A 17,298-nucleotide genomic window follows, 5' to 3' on the forward strand; every position below is an offset into this window, starting at 1 on the left:
CGAAAATCAGAGGGTTCTCGGAACTCCGTTTTGAGTTGGACCCGGCCCACGGCCTTGCGGCGAGCCCGCCGCTTGCGGACGTTGAGCCCTTCCTCGCGATAAAGCCGGTAGATCCGGTTGATGGCTCGCCCTCCCGCCGCAGCAAGACGAACAGCCGGCGGTAGCCGAAACGCCGCCGCTCGTTGGCGAGATCGCGCAACCGGCCGCGCAGAACTGCGTCCGGCGGGCGGCTGGAGCAATAGCGGATCATCTTCCGATCCGCGCCCACGATCGAGCAGGCCCGCCCGTTCCGACAGGCTCATGACGGCCTGAAGATGCGCGACCGCAGCGCGCTTGGCGGCGGGCCCTACCATTTTTTTGAAAGGAGCTCGCGAAGTGCGGCCGCATCGAGTGATAACGTACAGAGTCTTTCGCACTTTCGATGAGTGGATCGCTGCTTACAATGAGGCGCGCCCGCATCAGGGCGCTGGTGGTAGACGCCGATGCAAACCTTGCTTGACGCAAGTGCTCTGTCGAGAGAGGAATTGTTGCCGGCTGCGTGAGGTCGGACATGAAATCTTTGTCGGACACCTGCCGCGACAAAGCACCCAGTGTCAGCTCAAGTCCCTTCTTTTACAGTCAGCGAGGCACGCAACTCGATCGGCCGATATTTCGACTTCTGCAACGCAGCGAATAGACGTTCGCCCCCCGCTGATGCTGCTTCTAATCAAGGGCCAGCTGCCAGCGCCAGCATGTGTTCGAGGACACCAGTCGCAACAGCGTTCCGAAGAAAAGTGCTTCGTTAGCCAAATGAGCGGATGCTCAGTCGTGAGCACCGTCGTATCGTGGTCGGATCGAAATCGCGAGGTGTCCATTCCTCTCCGGGCTCTAGGTCAGCTAGGTCAACTACATGACCCGTGCCTTCAACCGGCCACCCTCCCATCTTGGCTGCGCCCTCGTAGGTTGCCATGCGTCGAGAGATAACCACTTCATCCGTCGCGATGTTGTAGAGCTTCACTTTGTAAACGGTGGTCCTGGCCATCTCTATTTCCATTTGCTCTTGATCTGCGTCGTGGGCATCTCCGGCCAGATGGATCAGCACTAAGTTGCCCCGCCTGGGCAGTCCCGCAAGGCGGTCGGGGATGTGCTGCGGGGCTCCTTCTTTGATTTCTACGCCGTATGCGTAAACCAGCCCATCGTCGTTGGCGATCTCATTTATCGTATACTCGATTTCGTTTAGTTCGTCGGGCGTGAGGTCAAGGGCCGCGGCAATCGCCTCGGCTTCCTCGCGGTCGTACTCATCGTCAAGCTGCCCGCTACTCATTGCGCACCCCTGATCCAAATGCCGTTTCCTAAAGATCAACTTCGTCTGCATCGACTGACAGCATATGCTTCAACGCCTTTACGTAATGAGGGAGCGGTGAGATTCGATCGAGTATCCTGGGCGGCGCTCGCGACTTGGGCATTTGGCAAAGCTCGGTATTCTCAGCGAGTGGGAATCAGTTCACGTCTCGAAGGTAATTCAGCATACTGTTGCACGCATTCTCGGCCTCAGCGAAGCTTTGGAGCGGCCAGCCGAGAATCCTGATCGAGCCACGGCTCTGGTCAAGCGGACGCCACGAGGCGACGTAGCCCGACCTTCCGCGGAAGCCACGACCGGTCGGGCTCTGGAAGCTGATCACGAACGAATAGCCGCCGCTGCTCGCACTCCATATTTCCAGGTCTTCGGAAGCGCGATGGAATTGCAGAGGCATCAGGCTCCGTTCGCCTGGTCAACCCAGGACGAAATGCTTCGGTCGAACGAAATGACGGGTCAATACACGGCAGCTCTCGTCGGAAAATTGCCTTTCCTCGTCAAGCCATGGCATAGATCTGGAATTCCTAGCAGCTCGGCTTATCCGGTCTAGCCAAGGTTTGTAGCGCCAAGAGGGGCATGCGGCGCCTACTAGGATTGGCGGCTGCCCAAACAATTAGCTGCGCCAGGGACACGGCCTCGTGCGAAGCAAATTGAGCTTCGAAAATGCACTTAACTTCGCGAGTTGTAACAGCAAGCGCGTGCTCACCTACCAGGACTAGTTGTTGATTACGGCGAAGGAGGCATGCCAACGTTGCTAACGAAGCTGACGCTGGTCAAAGCGCCGGCTTGCCAAAGGCAGGGGGCGTTCGCAAATAGTAGAGGAGAGATATCATGGATCGCTCTGTCGCCGCTATCGCACTAACGTGTTTGGGAATCGCCCTTTCCAGTGTTGCCGTCGCACAGACGGCTAGACAGGATAACAACACCCTTCCAGGGCAGGAGCGCGCTCTCAGTGTTGCGCCCGGCTCAGTGCAGCCGACCAGAGGAGTCGTGTTTTTAACAGCGGCAATCAACTCAGACGGCAGCATAGCGGGCTGCTTCGGTTGCAACACCGCGAACACCAAAAGGTTAGGGGCTGGCATATATCAGATCGATTTCGGGCACAACGTACAAGCAATCAAGGGTTGGAGTCGGTGGGTTCAGGCGGACACCTTGACGATCGGTGCGGAAAACGCTTGGTGTAACACTGCTGATCGGGCCGGCAACGACAATGCAGTTTGGGTGAACTGCCAGACTAGCAGTGCGCCGGTTGATGCATCCTTTTTCTTGTTCGTCGCAAGGTAAAGCGACCGAGCCGCACGACGTTTCATCTCGCGCCGGATGGAAGCCGTGACGCGGCGGACCAGCCCCGAGATCCAGACCCTGAACCGATGCGGGTGGTTGTGGCCGCGGTACCCTTTGTCGACATGGATGCGGTGAGCCTCCACGCCAGTGAGCTTCTCCATGTCGGCGACCACGGGGCCGAGCGTGTGCCCGTCGAAGGGATTGCCGTGCAGTGCCTTGGCATGGAGCACGAACTGTCCACCCTTCGGGAAGGTCACGGGGGTGGCGATACTTGCCTTGCATCCGAACTCGTAAGGCGCGCGGGCTTTGGCCTTGCCGATGCACTCGACCTCCGGGGCATGTGACGCATAAACCTTTGGACCGCGCTGATGCTGATACTGGCTGCGCACCCGCTGCGCCAGATCGAGCAGCGGGCCGAAGCGAGCTCCCAGCACCGCATCGCCACCAATCTTGCGGTGGATCATCATGATGGGTCAGTTAGGCGCCGGCCGCCTTGTGAGACGGCCGGCCTCTTGTGCATTCCGTATCAGGCCGCGAGTGGATCGCTCAGGAGAACGCCGCCCAGGGATGCCCAGCCGGACCACGGTCCGGAGTGCGGCTTATCCTGCCAGATGTGCCACAGCGCGTTGTCGGTCCCGCGCGCAAACGCTTCCAGCCGGCCGTCGCTGTTGGCGATCGCGGCGGGGTCGCTGGTGATCTGGCCGCCAAGCGAGGTCCAGGCTGACCACGGACCGGCGTGCGGCTTGTCCTGCCAGATGTGCCAGAGCGCGTTGTCGGTCCCGCGCGCAAAAACCTCGAGCCGACCGTCGGAATTGATCACGCCCGCCGGATCGCTGGTGATCTTGCCGCCAAGCGAGGCCCAACCGGACCACGGACCGGCATGCGGCTCCTCCTGCCAGATGTGCCACAGCGCATTGTCGGTACCACGGGCGAACACTTCGAGACGACCATCAGAATTGTCGACCACGGCCGGATCGCTGGTGACGGTGCCGCCGAGCGAGGCCCAGCCTGACCACGGTCCGGCATGCGGCTTGTCCTGCCAAATGTGCCAGAGCGCGTTATCGGTTCCGCGCGCAAAGACCTCCAGCCGACCATCGGAGTTATCGACGCTGGAGGGCGAGCTGGTGAGAACGCCACCAAGCGAGGCCCAACTCGACCATGGACCTGAATTCGGCTTTTCCTGCCAGATGTGCCAGAGCGCCCTGTCGATTCCGAGACTGAACACCTCCAATCGTCCATCGGAATTCTCTGTCACTGATACCGAGTGGGTAAGCGCCGCTGCTGCATTTGTCACGACAACCTCCAATTGTATGTTTGCAATGAGGAAGAGATCTACCGCACGCAATTTAAAGTAGCATTCTTGTTCTGTTGCCCACAAGACGGTCTCGCGCGAAAGTGATCTGCGGGCTCAACTTCCCCGCATTCTCATTCGCGTTTACTGCAGTGAACGAAGCAACACTTTGGTTGCGCTCACCCCACAGGTCCCTCCGCGGCGCGAGACCGCGTAGTGATTCCTCGGCCGGTTTTGATTGCCGGAGATCCGCCGCAAGGTCTGCTGCCAGAGATCGAAGTGATCTGCGAGGAATGCCGCGGAGGCTAGCTGGCGTGCCGTGACGCGTGCGTCGGGGCTTTGGCCAGCCAGTTCTCCTGCGCCGCCGTCCCCTGATCAAAAGTGCGAAAGATTCTGGACATTACCCGATCGAGCGCTACCAGATAAGGCAGGTATGACATGTTGAAGGTGGTGGTACCCTCTGAAGCTTGCTGATTGAAACTGAGCGGCGAGCCACTCAGCACGTAGAAATCCTTTCCGGGAGATATCGGATGACCGCGACTATACACGAAGACGAGAAACGCGAACGGCGAACACGTGGGCCCGAACTGGCTGAGGCGTCACCCCCTGGAGCAGGCGGCGCGACTGATCATCTTGGAGAAAAGGCCGCAGCTGCATCGCGCGTTTCATTTACGTTTCCGGAATGGCAAAAATCAATCGAAGCGACAAGGAACTTGTTCGCCGCGTCACTGAATGACACGTTAAAATTGGCTGCTTCCTCTCTGCACGACCAGGCTGCTTTTCTGAGAGCTCTTGCCGACTCGAAAACCCCGTCTGAGCTACTGAAGTGCCACCTGAATTTTGCGGAGCAATCTTGGTCGAAATCGTTCAGCGAAGGCTCAAAGATATTGGATCGTTTGAAACACGTCCATCGGCCTGCGGTAAGTTAAGTAATCGGCCACGCGTGAAATAGGGCCGACGGCGCGCTATTCCCTCCGGACCCCAATCCCGAACTGAAATCCCGACCCGGTCTCGTGGAAATTGTCGCCTTGCTCCATAAGTATCGCCGCCGACCCCCAACAACAACGGTATAGGAACCACCTGCTCGGGGAAGCGAAAATGATCGAACGGCGCGTGCTTTGGTTTTGTCTCGGTCTTGGCCTCTGTGTCGGCCTTGGCGTATGGTTCATTCTGCCAGGCGGGCTGGCCAGTAAGAGCGATGGTGTTCGTACGAGCGACAATCCGCTTGTCGACAAGGTCAAATCAACTTGGCGAGCGCAGGATGATGAGACAGCGGAGCAAATCTTCACTAAGGTCTCAAAGGTAGCACACTTCATCCCCAGGGGATGGGAGGTTGGTCAAAAGACCCACTCGGGCGAGCGAGTTATCTTTTCGTGGGCCAAACACCGGGCCGATAAAACAAACGAAGAATATACTGTGACCTGGGAGGTGGCGCCCGATGGCACCGTGAAAATTGTGGCGCCGTATGCAAAGCCGATGGAACTAGGCTGGCAGGCGTTCGCACTCTCGCTCATTGCGGACGAAGTGACAAACGGCGAAAGCGGCGTGAACCGTCACTTTCTGCATAATCCCGCCAACTTCAACTTCGTAACCACCGCGCAGGGCAAGTTGGGCGATCTTCTGCGGCGTGGCCGCTGTTCTATCGACGAGCCGGTCGGAGTGCATTATTCGCCGATGATAGATGAGCAGCAAACCGTGAAGGGCGGGCTGTGGCGCGTCGGGCTTTCGGTCGACTGCAATGTTCCCGGACCTAGTTATTTCACCCGCGACGGAGTCATCATTTTCGAGAAGCGCGAAGGGCAAGATTGGGAGCCACAATCGTTCTTTGCCAAGGTTATCGCCACGTCTGCACCCGGCTCTTGGTTTGAGCTTGCCGACCCGAAAGATCAGGAAGCGTTCGAGGCGGACAGGAAGGTGTTGTCAAAATGACGTTCGCTGTTGATCCGTCGAGCGGACGATGATAAAGGCAGCATCGCTGTTCAAAGTGTCTGCGCTTCGTGCCGCACGTCTCGATCTCGGCAACCAAGCGCAAGTGGAGTTTGTCGGTCGGTTGGGCGAGGCAAGGTTGCAGACCGACGCGGTTGCCGCGCTTTGACGTTCCGGACTGTTGTCATGTACGACGCATCGATTATCCAAGCCCGCTAGGCGATCGTCGCGCCGAGCCGCGATCGCTCCGTCTCCGTACCCCCGACCAGCTCCGACGGAGCAATCGCCACTGGCGTGCCACTTCAGAGAAAGAATGGCAGCTTGAAAACAGCCCGCAGTTAAAGGGCCGATTGACATCCATCGATCCTTTCGACCTTTCGCCGCTGGCATTGGTCAATCAGGGCTCACTTGCTCGGTCGCCAGTTCGGTCTCTTCAACGCAAAGGCCGCCATATGGCGGCTTTTACGTTATGCTTCATCACCTTTGCCGTATCGCCTTTGCTAATAATAACTGCGTGGTTGCCCACGGGTTGCCCAAAAAGTGATAAAGTCTGACTAATCCCGGCTAACTTGAGTACGATTGAACGCCTCCGATTCTTGGCTCTACTTCTAGTCTTTCCTTCTTTTTGGTCCATTTCCAAGCTCAAATCCAAGCTCGCAGATCAGGGTTCGATTCCCCGTAGGGTCACAAGACAGATGGTCTACGTTTCTCGCGCGATGTCATGATTTCGTCGCTAGAATCAAGCGTATTCTGTCGTAGAGGCTTTTTGACGTGCCTCGCTCCTTTGGACCTCTTGCCACCGGTTGCCCACGGGTTGCCCAGAATCGGTCGCCATCATTGTCTTTGGGTTCAGCATTTCGATGGCTGTCCGGAGCGTGGACGGCGCCACATGGGCGTATCTCATGGTTGTTGTTATGGTGGAATGTCCCATCAATTCCTTGATAGCCGGCAGTGGCACTCCGCGCATTGCTAGGTGAGAAGCAAACGTGTGGCGAAGCGTGTGCCAGCCGATGGTTCTAAACCCAGCCTTCCTACAGAGTTTGCGGATCGCGTAGTGCATTCGGTAATTGGTGAACGGGCGGCCCTCCCAGCTTCGGAACACGTACCCGGTGTCCTTCTTACGCCGGTAAAGCATCGTGTACACATCAATGTCGAGCGGGATATGCCGCGTGCGGTTATTCTTTGGCGCGACGAGCATCTTCCCACGATCATCGTATGAATGTCTCACCGCAACGGTGCCCGTGAGCCAATCGAGAGATGACCACTGAAGGCCCCTGAGCTCTCCTTGCCGCATACCTGTCCGTAGCGCCGTCAGAACCAATTCGTGCACTAGGCCATTCGCCTCGGAAAGGAGCAGCTCACACTCTTCGGGCGAAAGATAATCAATTTCCGGCAACGCTCTTTTTGGCCATTTGATCTTCGGCGGCGCCCCCTCAAGCTCAAGCCACTCATATGCGGTGAGCAAGCACTTGTTGAGCACCGTCAGGCGATTCGTGATCGTCTTGTTTGTGTACCCTTGCTGGACCTGCTGAGCTTTATAACGTTCGATGTCATACCCCTTAATTTGTCCCATCGGCTTGCGACCAAAGAACGGGAGCAGAGATGAAGACAGAATGTACTTCTTCGACAGTTGCTCAGAATACTTGTTGTTCGGTCTTACATAGTCCTCAAACCATTTCACCGCGAACTCGGCAAAGGTCAGGTCCTTCGGCCGCAGCGCTCCGATATCTATCGAATCGCCACGTGCTAGCTTTTGTCGCAAGGTAGCTTCGTACGCCTGCGCACCGGCCTTTGTGTTCTCAGGACTACGTTTTCTATATCGTGTGGAGTTGGCCGTGAAATCGACCCACCACGAGTTTTTTATGATTCGTACTGTCATATCCGTTATTTATCGACTGTGTCGGTCCGCTGCCTCGCCAAATACGAAAGGAGGTCGTGTTTGGCGAAGCGAATGCTGCCGCCCACTTTAAGGAAGGAGATGCGTCGCCGCTGTTGCAGGCGTCGCACGCTAGAAGTGGAAATTCTCAGTAGGTCGGCCACTTCAGCGGTGGTCAATAACTCAGCATCGGCTCCGAAACAGTCGGGAATTTTCAAAGAACCATACGGCGTCGGCGAATTATCATCGCCGGCTGGCATCTCGACTCTACCATTGTTGGGAGGTTTGTGCATGTGCACATGTTGCGCGCCGACTCGAACGAGGGCCAGGCGCGGAGCCGTGACCACAGGGGCCGTCCGTGAATTGGGCGGGCTTCCACTGGAAGCTGTCCAATTGATCCGCTTTCGTTCGTAAACGACTGTCTGGCCTGGGCCAGAGACATTCAATAAGCCAGAGGTGCCCGGAAAGGTTCGATTCCTGCATCGCGCCCAAAATGAAAATTCTGCACGTGTTCAGGCATATCGCTCAGTGGCACAGAGCGAGCCAATTCTTCGCTCGCGTGGACAATTCGACAATCTGTGCGATTTGTACTCGCAAAGAATCAGTGTCAATCGTGTTTCATCGTCATTCTAGGCAACCCGTGGGCAACCACGCAACATTGCTAGATGCGGTAATGGGGCCGGCTCCGAGCAAGGGGTCACAATGGTGGCTGTCCCCCGATAGATGATCAAACGGGTCACGACTTGGGTCGGCCCCAAGCATCTGGAGACGGAGACAGCCACCGCCATCACCCCTTGCTCGGAGCCGGCCCCATTACGGCATCTAGAGACGGTCCAGGAACCTTCTCATCGCACAGGTCGGCGCACCGCGGGTTCGCAAGGGACCTCAGCCTAGCTGATCCAGAGTTGCCGAAGCAGGACTTTGCGGGGGTATGCCGCAGTGCCCCTCGGGCGTTCTGCGACCTTTTGGCGATGCCACTGGTTTGCTGCGTATACCGCTGCCTCGTGGTCATCCGTTGGAGAGCATGCATCGGCCGTCGCATCGCGCGACGCACTTGTCACCGGCAGGCGCACTTGGCGCTTGCTCGTAAACGCCGACGCAAGTTGAACATGTTCGAGCAGCTGAAGAACGCATCGATGGAGCAGGCGTTTGAGCGGATCTGACCGAGCCCCCCGGGCGAAAAAGGGTGCCAGCCGGCGGTGACGTTTTCGGACGAGCGCGATAAGGCTCCCGCATGTGCGCAGATGACGCAGATCGTAGATAATGAGGCCGCGGGGCAAAGACCTTGCAACAGGGCCTTGTGAGGCGTATCGTATGCTAGTTAAGATTGCTTGGGGCCGACCGCGCAAATTGCGAGAGCCATTGAGATGCAGCGATGGTTTGTCCTAGCCGCTCTTGTAGCCGCATCGGCATCGCTAGCCGATCCGCGGAGTAATGCAATGGCAACACAACCCTCTAGTCTTACTGCCGTCTGGAGCGAGGTAGATAGCGCCGTGCAATCGCTTCGGCGCGAGGTCGTGCAACAGTCCCGAAACACGGATGTCATCACCGTGGCAGTCCAGCAGCTGGACCGTGCGCTGGCGACCATATGTACGTCTCAGCGTAATGCCAGCGAGGCAACCGCCGTAGCACCGTCCGGTCCCGTCACCGGATCGAACCACCGCCCCGATCAGAGCGAAAGGGTGCTGCGGGAGCGCTTGACCGCGCAGACTCATCGCCCGGCCGGTCCGATCGGTACCTCACAAGGCTCTCGTGACACGCCTGCCCAGCGCGGAGCGAAGGATGCTTGTGTGGAGGCCTTATCGGCCGCGGCTGCTGTCCGGGCCGCGGTAGATCGCGGGGATGCGTCGGGCGAGCAGGCCCTGACGCGGCTCGAAGCTATCCTTGGCAGCTTGCGGCAGGATCGACCTTGAGAGCCGCCGGTCGTAGGCGAGGAGAGCTCAACCAGGTTCTTGTTAGCCTCTGAGGCGCCCAGTTGCCAAAGAGGTGTTGCTTGGTGTTCCAGGACGATGGCACGCTTCGCGTGCCATCCTTGGTTATTTTGATCATAGGGAGGTTAGTCATGCAGATGCTACGCTCCTTTTTTTTCGCGTTAGCCGTATGGATTCTACTCGCCAACGTCGCTGGGGCACAGGTGGTCGAGACAACCCAAGCGGTCGCCTCGCCCCCAGCCGAAACCCGCATCAGCCCGCAAGCCGTCCTTCAGCCGTCGGCCGCTATGCGGCAAATCTTTCAGCAGCGCTCGCAAAACATTAGGCTGCATCATCGGCCGATTCCGCTCGAAGCAATATCCCCCCGGGCTTTGAGCCGGGCCATGGAGGAAGCGCCGCCTCCTCCCCCCCAGACTAACATTACTGGGACTCCGGATACGAAAGCAGCCGCGGCTCCGGCAGTTCAGCTAGTGACCAATCGAGAGTTGAGCGATGTCGAGACCAATAACTTCACCGCGCTCATCAGCGAGCCGTCGGTCGCCGTGCGCGGCAACGAGATCCTGTACACGGCCAACTGGTTCTCCTCTTTCTCAACCGATGGCGGTCAGACGTTCACATATGTCGATCCTGCTGCCTCCTTCCCCGAGCCGGTGGATGAGAACTTCTGCTGCGACCAGCTCGCCTACTATGACCGCGGCCGCGACCTCATGGTCTGGGTGCTGCAGTACATCCATCCGACGACCCAGGGCACGAACCGCCTTCGCGTAGCAGTCGCCCGCGGGAATGACATCACGGCGCGGAGCTGGCGCTTCTATGATTTCACTCCCCAAAACGTAGGCAACTGGACCGCGGAGTGGTTCGACTTCCCTGCAATGGCGGCAAGCCAGAACCATCTTTACCTGACAACCAACAGCTTTGGCTTCGGTGCGAGCGGCGGCTTCACCCGAGCTGTGCTCTTACGGCTGCCGCTCGATGCGCTGGCGAACTACCAGGGATTCAACTATCGGTTCCTGGCCACCAGCGACGTAGGCTCACTCCGGCCCGTGCATGGCGCCGATACGACCATGTACGTAGCCGCGCATACCAGCAGCGCCCAAATTAGAGTCTATGAATGGGGGGAGGCGCAGAATTCTCTGACCGTTCACAGCGTGAGCGTTGCGCCGTGGAATTCCGATGAGTACGCGAGCCGGCCGGGAACCGAATGGCTTGGGCGCGCCGACGGTCGGATCACGGCCGGCTGGTTTGCCGGCAATCGGATCGGGTTGGCCTGGACGGCTGGAAAGGACAGCACCTTCCCGTTTGCACACGTCAGGGTTGCGAGGATTGACCCCGCCAGTTGGAATACAGTCGACCAGCCGCACATCTGGAACTCGACCTTCCCGTTCGCCTACCCAGCCGCTGCGCCGAACATGGCAGGCGAAGTCGGTGTTGGGCTCGCCTATGGCACAGTCGCCGGGCTGTTCCCGAGCCATATCGTGGGCGCGCGCGACGATGCCGCAAACGTTTGGCGGCTGGTAATTACCGCGCAGGGGAACGCCGCACCGGGACGGCCTGTCTGGGGGGATTACTCCACCATTGGTCTGCACGGGCAAAATCCTAATGACTGGGTGACAGCAGGGTTCGCCCTAGATGGCGGCACCACGAACAGCGATGTAGTGCCGCGTTACGTGCGATTCCGACGGGGCATCGCCCTCGCCGGGATCACGCCTATCCCATCATCTGAGCCGCCCACGGCATTAACCGCGCAAGCGGCTACCCAGCGCCTCGACCGGGCGGCCGTTCTGCGCCGATTTGAGGAGCTCGAAGCGCAGGTCCGCGAGCTTAAGGCGATCTTGGGCCGTTGAGTTCGCCGGCTATCGAAAATGTGTTGGTTGTCTGATGTGACAGAGCTCTTCTGAAGATCTTTAGCCACAGGTCAGTGATAGCTGCCGGTCGAGCTGAGGCTCGTTGCGATGAGGGCCGACGCTAGAAAGGTCAAAGCAATGTCTTATCGCGCTGCATACCCGCTTGTTGTCGCGGCCGCTGCGATCAGCGCCGACCCGTCAGCCAACAAGGCTTGGAGCCAAGAACTAAGGGTCACGCATCGCATCATGGAGTCCATCCCGACGCAAATTGAAGAGAAAAGAAAGGCGAAGCGTAACAAGCTCCTTGACGCTATGAAGACCCTGCCCGGCAATGCGGCCGTTCACCCATACATGGTGATCGTCGAGGCCGCGAAATGGAAGCCAGGGCGCATCGTGACGGTCGCCTTCTTCGGCGGCGACAATGCCTTGCACTCCAATATCGAAAAGGTCGCGTTGGAATGGGGTGAATTCGCCAACATCAAGTTTGACTTCGGAAAGGACGCGGGCGGCAAATACCGTACTTGGTCCACATCGGACGCAAACTACAAGGCGGATATCAGAATATCATTCAACCAAGTCGGCTATTGGTCGACTGTTGGAATTGAAAGCCGCGATCCGGACATTGTGCGACCGAACCAAGCCTCAATGAACTATCAAGGTTTCAGCGAAAGCCTGCCGCAGGACTGGGAATCCGTCGTAAGGCACGAGTTTGGTCATGCACTGGGCCTTGAGCATGAGCATCAGCATCCAACCGGCGGCTGCGACTGGCGATGGGCGGACGAGGCCGGATACAAACCGACAACGGATCAGTTCGGTCAGGTTATCGTGGATAGCACGGGCAAGTTTCCCGGCATCTATCGCGTCCTTGGTGGACCTCCGAACAATTGGTCAAAGCAGGTCGTCGATAGAAACATCAAGCAACTCGCGAACTCGGCAGCCTATCGTTTCGGCGCGTTCGATCAGCAATCTATTATGAAGTATCAATTCGATGCGTGGATGTTTCTGAAAGGAACGCAAAGCGTCTGTTACTCCACGGAATCGAACGAAAAGCTCTCGCTGGAAGACAAAACGCGCATTGCGGAGTACTACCCCAAGGACCCGGCGGTCGCGGGCGTCCTGACCCAAAACAAGATTGATCAGGTCGCAACCATCACGCCTTATGTTGCCTCCTTGCCCATTCTTCGTAATCAACTTCTGCGCATTCAAACCGAGTTCTCACAATAACGGCGTCGAGCGCGCCGCGGCCCGGTGAGAGACCGCACAAGAGGAATGAGCGAATGAACGGCGCTTTGCGTTGGTGCGTAGCAATGTTGTCTATCGCTAGCATGCAGCTAGCGTCGGCGAATGCGCAGCCGACGTAGTTTCCGGAGCAAGCGACGGTCTTTATAGAGGTGCATGTGGAGACGCTCGACCCAGCCACGAATGAAGCTAGGCAGACCAAGGTTGGCGAGGGAACAGGCTTTCTTATCCATAAAAGCGGCTGGGTGATTACTGCGGCTCACGTTACAAAAGTCGAATTGCCAGCAAATGCAAAGCTAATCGTTCGCGGCTCGATGCGATCCAGGCATGCGACGAAGTTTCCGCTCGAAAGCCCACCTCGCGGCGTGGTGGCGTCGGACGCCGCACTGCTTCGTTTCCCACCAGACATCGGCATTGAATTCCCATACCTCTGCGTTGTGAAACATCCAAGCATCGAAACCGGACACAAGCTGATGGCGCTGGGATTTCCGTTGGGCTTTGATCTTTCCATTCGCCCCGGCGTCGTGACCTCCATCTCGGCGCCCAATGGTCTGATACAGACTAACCTTGGATTGGCCCGCGGCATGAGTGGCGGCCCGGTTCTTGACGATAAGCTCAATGTCGTGGGGATCGTGCATGGCGGGATTGAAAATCAAAGCAGCTTTGACTTTTTCACGCGCGTGAACCTTGCGCTGCCGCTCTTCGAGGTGCCTCCCGCAGCCTATGCTGGAGATTCCTGCTCAGCCGCGCAGAGAACATCGGCTCGCCCAACGACGATCGAGCGATCCTACCAAATTAGTGAAACTCTTGACGAACACCCCAATGTCGCGCCGACTTCGAGAGCGTATGTAATCAGGAAAAATGCCGACCCTGGACATATTATCGTGGAGGCAAGGCTTGTTCCGCAGTCTGACAGCCGCGTTAGCGATCTCACGACCACAATCTCAGAAGATCGGCGCAGCGTGGAGCTCAAGTTCAGGCTGACCGCGGGTCCGGTCTTCGACCGCTATCGCGGGTGGCTGCTTGGACAATTGATCCTGACGATGCAACCGCAAAACTAGTGTCCCGAGTCACAAGTTCGCAATCATAGATTGCGCAGTAGATTCGCGTCGCTGTGCCAAGGATGGAGGCAAGCCGCGACGGAGTCTCCAATGGCTGTCCAGCAACTTGCCTCCCTGGCATTGAGCGCTGATGAGCGTGCCGAACTGACGTCGCTGACGATGCGGCGGAAGACGGCGCAGGCGCTAGCTCTGAGAGCCCGGATCGTGCTGACCTGTGCGGAAGGCGGGCAGAACACGGAAGTGGCGGCCAAGCTGGGGCTGGACCGGCAGACCGTAGGCAAGTGGCGGCGGCGTTTTATTGAGCAGCGCGTTGCCGGGCTGCACGACGAGCCGCGCTCCGGGGCGCCGCGCACGATTGACGATGCCCGCTGGCAGATGCGGGTGCGATGTCGTCCGGGATCGAGCACCGGCATCGGCGTCTCGTCGCAAAACACGCGCTGCGCAGCCTGGATCATCCGCAGCTGCAGTTCGTAGAGGCTCTTGAGCCACCAGGCGGCACGCTTGACCCAACCGACGAGTGTCGCACGGTCACGCTCCAATCCTCCTCTTACCCAACAACGGCCCGCTGCTTCACAGGCTTGGGCGAGACGGGCGTCCACTCCAACCCGTCAAGCAGCATCGCAAGCTGCGTCGCACTTAGATGCACCACGCCGTCGCGGATCGGCGGCCAGGTGAAACGTCCTTGGTGCAACCACTTCGTTACTGGCGCCATGCCGCTGCCGTCCCACGCCAGAAGCTTCACTCGGTCCATGCGCTTGCCGCGGAACACGAAGACGTCGCCGCCATACGGGTTCGCGCGCAGGGCTTCGCTCACCAGCGCCGACAGCGTGTGCACCGATTTGCGAAAGTCGACCGGGTGTGCCGCCAGCACCACTTTGAGGTCGGACCTCACCGCAATCACCGGATACCCCGAGCGCCGACAGCACCATCGAAAGCGTCGCCAGTTCCACACCCGGCGCGATCCGGACGCGCGCCCCACTCAGCTCGATCTCGATCACCCCGCAGGCCCTGGTCGGCGGCGCGCTGAGCTCCTGTGCCGGCGAAATACGCTCGTCGGCTGTGCCGCTGCTCTCGGACCCAACTTGGATTGGCACAAAGCTCGGCGCCGTGCCCGCTACCGCCGCCGCAACCTGGCGTCGCCACACCGTGAGCAGCCCGCGGGCAACGCCATTGCGCCGCGCTACGTCGGAGATGTTCACGCCCTCCCCAAAGCTCTCCGCCACGATCCGGGCCTTCTCCTCGCCCGTCCATCGTCGCCACCGACGTTCCCCCGTGATCACATCGACACGACGATCGGAATCACCTTCCTGGCATGAAGTATGGCAATTGCCATCGTTCCACCTCCACCGATCCGCTCAGGCTGTATCGCGCTAGCCGAGGGACAACTAGGTGGGGCCTCACGCCGGTTACCATCAATCCTCTGTACCTGTCATCCGACGGCAAACTTTGGATTCAGTTTGACTCACTGGAGAACCACCGGCGTTCGGAACGCTGGAGAGGCGTCGGGAGTTGATGCAGAAGTACATGAGTATCATTGCAAGCGACCGATATGGCTTTCAGAAACTCGTCACTGCACTAACGTGGATGGAGGCAGCAGATCGAGCAATCCGGGTGACAAGTGAGGCGCCTGAACCTCCCCGAGCTGTCACGGCTTTCAGTAGCTTCCACTCGCGCAGGTCGGCGTTTTGTCGCTCGTGGCCCCGTCCCCGACGTCACCCTTCTGCCACCCCGGCTATTCGCATGCCCTCATAAACGCGTTCGCGTTTGATCAAGTAGGTTGGATTATCACTCGATGCGCCGTCACGAAAGCGGCGGATCGTAAAGCTTGGATCAAGCGAAAGTCCAGCCTTCGCGGCGGCCCTTGCATCATCGAGCGAACCGAGCAGCGCCATTACCGTGGCAAGCCCAAAGTGCGCTATCGGGTAATTCCGATTGGCTTCGATGCTGCGGTGGAACCAGTTGACTGCTTCGACCGGTGCGTCGATCTGCAGCTTGGCGAACGCGATCATCGTCAGCCAGCGGAAGGCCAACATATCGCAGGGAGAGAGGCGCAGGGCTTCGTTCATATGGGCTTCAGTCTCCGCCCCGCGACCCAGAAAGACTTTGGCGTCTCCGATGATCGCGTGCGCCTCTGCCGAGTTACGATCTAAGGCCAACGCTCGCTCACACTCCGATATGCCTTGAGCCACGTGGTTTGTGGCAACCAAAACGCCACCCAGCGCAACGTGGGCCGCGGCATAGTTCGGCGCGAGGGACAGCGCTTTCTCCAATCTCATCTGGGCCATCCCCAGATGGGCGGCCCTGTCGTCGGTCAAATAAGACGCTGCCATCGCTGTGTTGGCACCTGCGAGAGAGACCATCGCAGCGACATTCGCGGGGTCGAGTTCTAACGCCCGCTCAAAGCATCCGCGCGCCTCTGCCATATTTTCTGGCGTCCATCCCTTATTCCAGAAAGCTCTACCTTGGAAAAACAAGTCCATTGAATTGGGATGTGGCGATCGTTTCGCTCGGTTCGCCTCTGCCTCAGTGAGTTGAGCACTTAGGGCGTTAGCAAGCTGTGTTACGATCTCATCCTGCATCTCGAACAGATCGGTGACAGGTTTGTAAAAGCGATCGACCCATAAAAGCGCGCCGGTTTCGGCGTCTACGAGCTGAACGTTCACGCGAAATCGATCACTGCCACGCTGAACCGACCCCTCCAGCACATAGTTGACGTCTAACTCACGGCCGAGTTGCTTGAGATCGATCGCTTTGCCTTTGTATGTAAATGCGGTGTGTCGACCGATGACGAACGATCCGCTGATCCGTGACAAGTCCATGGTCAGGCTTTCGGTCACTGCGTCAGCGAAGTACTCTTGTTCCGGATCACGGCTGAGGTTAGCGAAGGGAAGCACAACGATAGAACGGCGAGACGCTGACAGGGCGCCCGGGCTCGCGTGCTCAGCATATGTGGCTGTGCTCGCTTTTTCTTGCACCACAGCATAGGCCCGGACTGGGCGGGCAATGTTTTTAAGGTTCTGTTCGCCCAAGTCGGCGAACTCAGCCCGGATCTTGCCCCGCACGTGATCGTAGGCAGAAGACGAGATGCAAATCCCGCCGGGTTCTGCGATGCTCTCAAGCCTTGCCGCAATATTCACGCCGTCTCCAAAAATGTCGTCCGTCTCGACAATCACGTCGTCTATATTGACGCCCACGCGGAAGGCAATGCGGCTCTCCTCCACCTCTCCTAGTGTAAGTTCCTTGATGCGGGCCTGGAATAACATCGCGGCGCGAACCGCCTCGACGGCGCTCGGAAACTCCGCCAAGAATCCGTCCCCCGTGTTCTTCACGATCCGGCCGCGGTGTTCAGAGATTGCCGGATTAACCGCGCCCCTCAGAAGCGCTGCCAGCCTAGAATGCGTAGCCTCTTCATCATTGTGCATGAGCCGCGAGTAGCCGAAAACGTCGGCAGCCAATATTGCCGACAATCTGCGCTCGACCCGGCTTGGAGGCTCTTGCGGCATGGCACGC

12 protein-coding genes and 4 pseudogenes are annotated in these 17,298 nt (G+C 58.6%); 6 read left to right on the forward strand and 10 right to left on the reverse strand.

From position 1 onward, the window contains the following. Positions 1 to 2: 2 nt before the first annotated feature. From XI03_RS12790 to XI03_RS12810, 4 genes and pseudogenes are all read right to left on the reverse strand, one after another. Positions 3 to 391, reverse strand: a pseudogene (locus XI03_RS12790) (IS3 family transposase); the annotation flags it as partial. Between the two features lie 390 nt (positions 392 to 781). Beyond that, complete coding sequence (locus XI03_RS12795) at positions 782 to 1,303, reverse strand: hypothetical protein (RefSeq protein ID WP_271592330.1); 522 nt, start codon at positions 1,301 to 1,303, stop codon at positions 782 to 784. Positions 1,304 to 2,628: 1,325 nt separating this feature from the next. Further along, positions 2,629 to 3,081, reverse strand: a pseudogene (locus tag XI03_RS12805) (IS5/IS1182 family transposase); the annotation flags it as partial. 65 nt (positions 3,082 to 3,146) lie between these two features. Continuing rightward, complete coding sequence (locus XI03_RS12810; RefSeq protein ID WP_271592331.1) at positions 3,147 to 3,845, reverse strand: hypothetical protein; 699 nt, start codon at positions 3,843 to 3,845, stop codon at positions 3,147 to 3,149. 596 nt (positions 3,846 to 4,441) lie between these two features. Between XI03_RS12810 and XI03_RS12815 the strand changes: the two genes are divergently transcribed. Beyond that, a complete protein-coding gene (locus tag XI03_RS12815; protein ID WP_271592332.1) occupies positions 4,442 to 4,840 on the forward strand; it encodes a phasin family protein in 399 nt (132 codons plus the stop codon). Positions 4,841 to 5,009: 169 nt separating this feature from the next. After that, positions 5,010 to 5,840: a nodulate formation efficiency C protein gene (locus tag XI03_RS12820; protein WP_271592333.1), complete on the forward strand. Its 831-nt coding sequence runs from the start codon at positions 5,010 to 5,012 to the stop codon at positions 5,838 to 5,840. Positions 5,841 to 6,576: 736 nt separating this feature from the next. Here the strand turns inward: XI03_RS12820 and XI03_RS12825 are convergent. Together XI03_RS12825 and XI03_RS12830 are read right to left on the reverse strand one after the other, a co-directional pair. Then, complete coding sequence (locus XI03_RS12825; protein WP_271592334.1) at positions 6,577 to 7,716, reverse strand: tyrosine-type recombinase/integrase; 1,140 nt, start codon at positions 7,714 to 7,716, stop codon at positions 6,577 to 6,579. A 5-nt stretch (positions 7,717 to 7,721) separates the two neighbouring features. Beyond that, positions 7,722 to 7,973 carry a helix-turn-helix domain-containing protein gene (locus tag XI03_RS12830; protein WP_271592335.1) on the reverse strand — a complete coding sequence of 84 codons (252 nt, stop codon included), beginning with the start codon at positions 7,971 to 7,973 and terminating at the stop codon, positions 7,722 to 7,724. 2,141 nt (positions 7,974 to 10,114) lie between these two features. Between XI03_RS12830 and XI03_RS12835 the strand changes: the two genes are divergently transcribed. The 4 genes from XI03_RS12835 to XI03_RS12850 all read left to right on the forward strand — a co-directional run bounded on the left by XI03_RS12835 (position 10,115) and on the right by XI03_RS12850 (position 14,262). Then, a complete protein-coding gene (locus tag XI03_RS12835; RefSeq protein ID WP_271592336.1) occupies positions 10,115 to 11,488 on the forward strand; it encodes a hypothetical protein in 1,374 nt (457 codons plus the stop codon). A 138-nt stretch (positions 11,489 to 11,626) separates the two neighbouring features. Beyond that, positions 11,627 to 12,712: a hypothetical protein gene (locus tag XI03_RS12840; RefSeq protein WP_271592337.1), complete on the forward strand. Its 1,086-nt coding sequence runs from the start codon at positions 11,627 to 11,629 to the stop codon at positions 12,710 to 12,712. A gap of 173 nt (positions 12,713 to 12,885) precedes the next feature. Beyond that, positions 12,886 to 13,788, forward strand: coding sequence for a S1 family peptidase (locus XI03_RS12845; RefSeq protein ID WP_271592338.1), 903 nt, complete (start codon positions 12,886 to 12,888; stop codon positions 13,786 to 13,788). 159 nt (positions 13,789 to 13,947) lie between these two features. Beyond that, positions 13,948 to 14,262, forward strand: coding sequence for a helix-turn-helix domain-containing protein (locus XI03_RS12850; RefSeq protein ID WP_442869715.1), 315 nt, complete (start codon positions 13,948 to 13,950; stop codon positions 14,260 to 14,262). Here the strand turns inward: XI03_RS12850 and XI03_RS12855 are convergent. From XI03_RS12855 to XI03_RS12870, 4 genes and pseudogenes are all read right to left on the reverse strand, one after another. Further along, a pseudogene (locus XI03_RS12855) lies at positions 14,226 to 14,387 on the reverse strand (hypothetical protein); the annotation flags it as partial. The gene XI03_RS12850 and the pseudogene XI03_RS12855 sit on opposite strands and share 37 nt — an antisense overlap. Beyond that, positions 14,336 to 14,689 (reverse strand): IS66 family insertion sequence element accessory protein TnpB, encoded by a 354-nt coding sequence (gene tnpB, locus XI03_RS12860; protein ID WP_271592339.1) that lies wholly within the window; start codon positions 14,687 to 14,689, stop codon positions 14,336 to 14,338. The pseudogene XI03_RS12855 and the gene tnpB, both read right to left, overlap by 52 nt. 22 nt (positions 14,690 to 14,711) lie before the next feature. Then, positions 14,712 to 15,068, reverse strand: a pseudogene (gene tnpA / locus XI03_RS40520) (IS66-like element accessory protein TnpA); the annotation flags it as partial. A gap of 432 nt (positions 15,069 to 15,500) precedes the next feature. Next, positions 15,501 to 17,255, reverse strand: coding sequence for an adenylate/guanylate cyclase domain-containing protein (locus XI03_RS12870; protein WP_442869714.1), 1,755 nt, complete (start codon positions 17,253 to 17,255; stop codon positions 15,501 to 15,503). Positions 17,256 to 17,298: the final 43 nt, after the last annotated feature.

The organism is Bradyrhizobium sp. CCBAU 65884 (genome assembly GCF_028128835.1).
GTDB classification, from domain to species: domain Bacteria; phylum Pseudomonadota; class Alphaproteobacteria; order Rhizobiales; family Xanthobacteraceae; genus Bradyrhizobium; species Bradyrhizobium ottawaense.

Bases quoted from the DNA above. Each gene is read 5' to 3' on its own strand.
- XI03_RS12795 (WP_271592330.1), bottom strand. From the start codon at position 1,303: ATGAGTAGCGGGCAGCTTGACGATGAGTACGACCGCGAGGAAGCCGAG.
- XI03_RS12815 (WP_271592332.1), top strand. From the start codon at position 4,442: ATGACCGCGACTATACACGAAGACGAGAAACGCGAACGGCGAACACGT.
- XI03_RS12820 (WP_271592333.1), top strand. From the start codon at position 5,010: ATGATCGAACGGCGCGTGCTTTGGTTTTGTCTCGGTCTTGGCCTCTGT.
- XI03_RS12825 (WP_271592334.1), bottom strand. From the start codon at position 7,716: ATGACAGTACGAATCATAAAAAACTCGTGGTGGGTCGATTTCACGGCC.
- XI03_RS12830 (WP_271592335.1), bottom strand. From the start codon at position 7,973: ATGCCAGCCGGCGATGATAATTCGCCGACGCCGTATGGTTCTTTGAAA.
- XI03_RS12840 (WP_271592337.1), top strand. From the start codon at position 11,627: ATGTCTTATCGCGCTGCATACCCGCTTGTTGTCGCGGCCGCTGCGATC.
- XI03_RS12850 (WP_442869715.1), top strand. From the start codon at position 13,948: ATGCGGCGGAAGACGGCGCAGGCGCTAGCTCTGAGAGCCCGGATCGTG.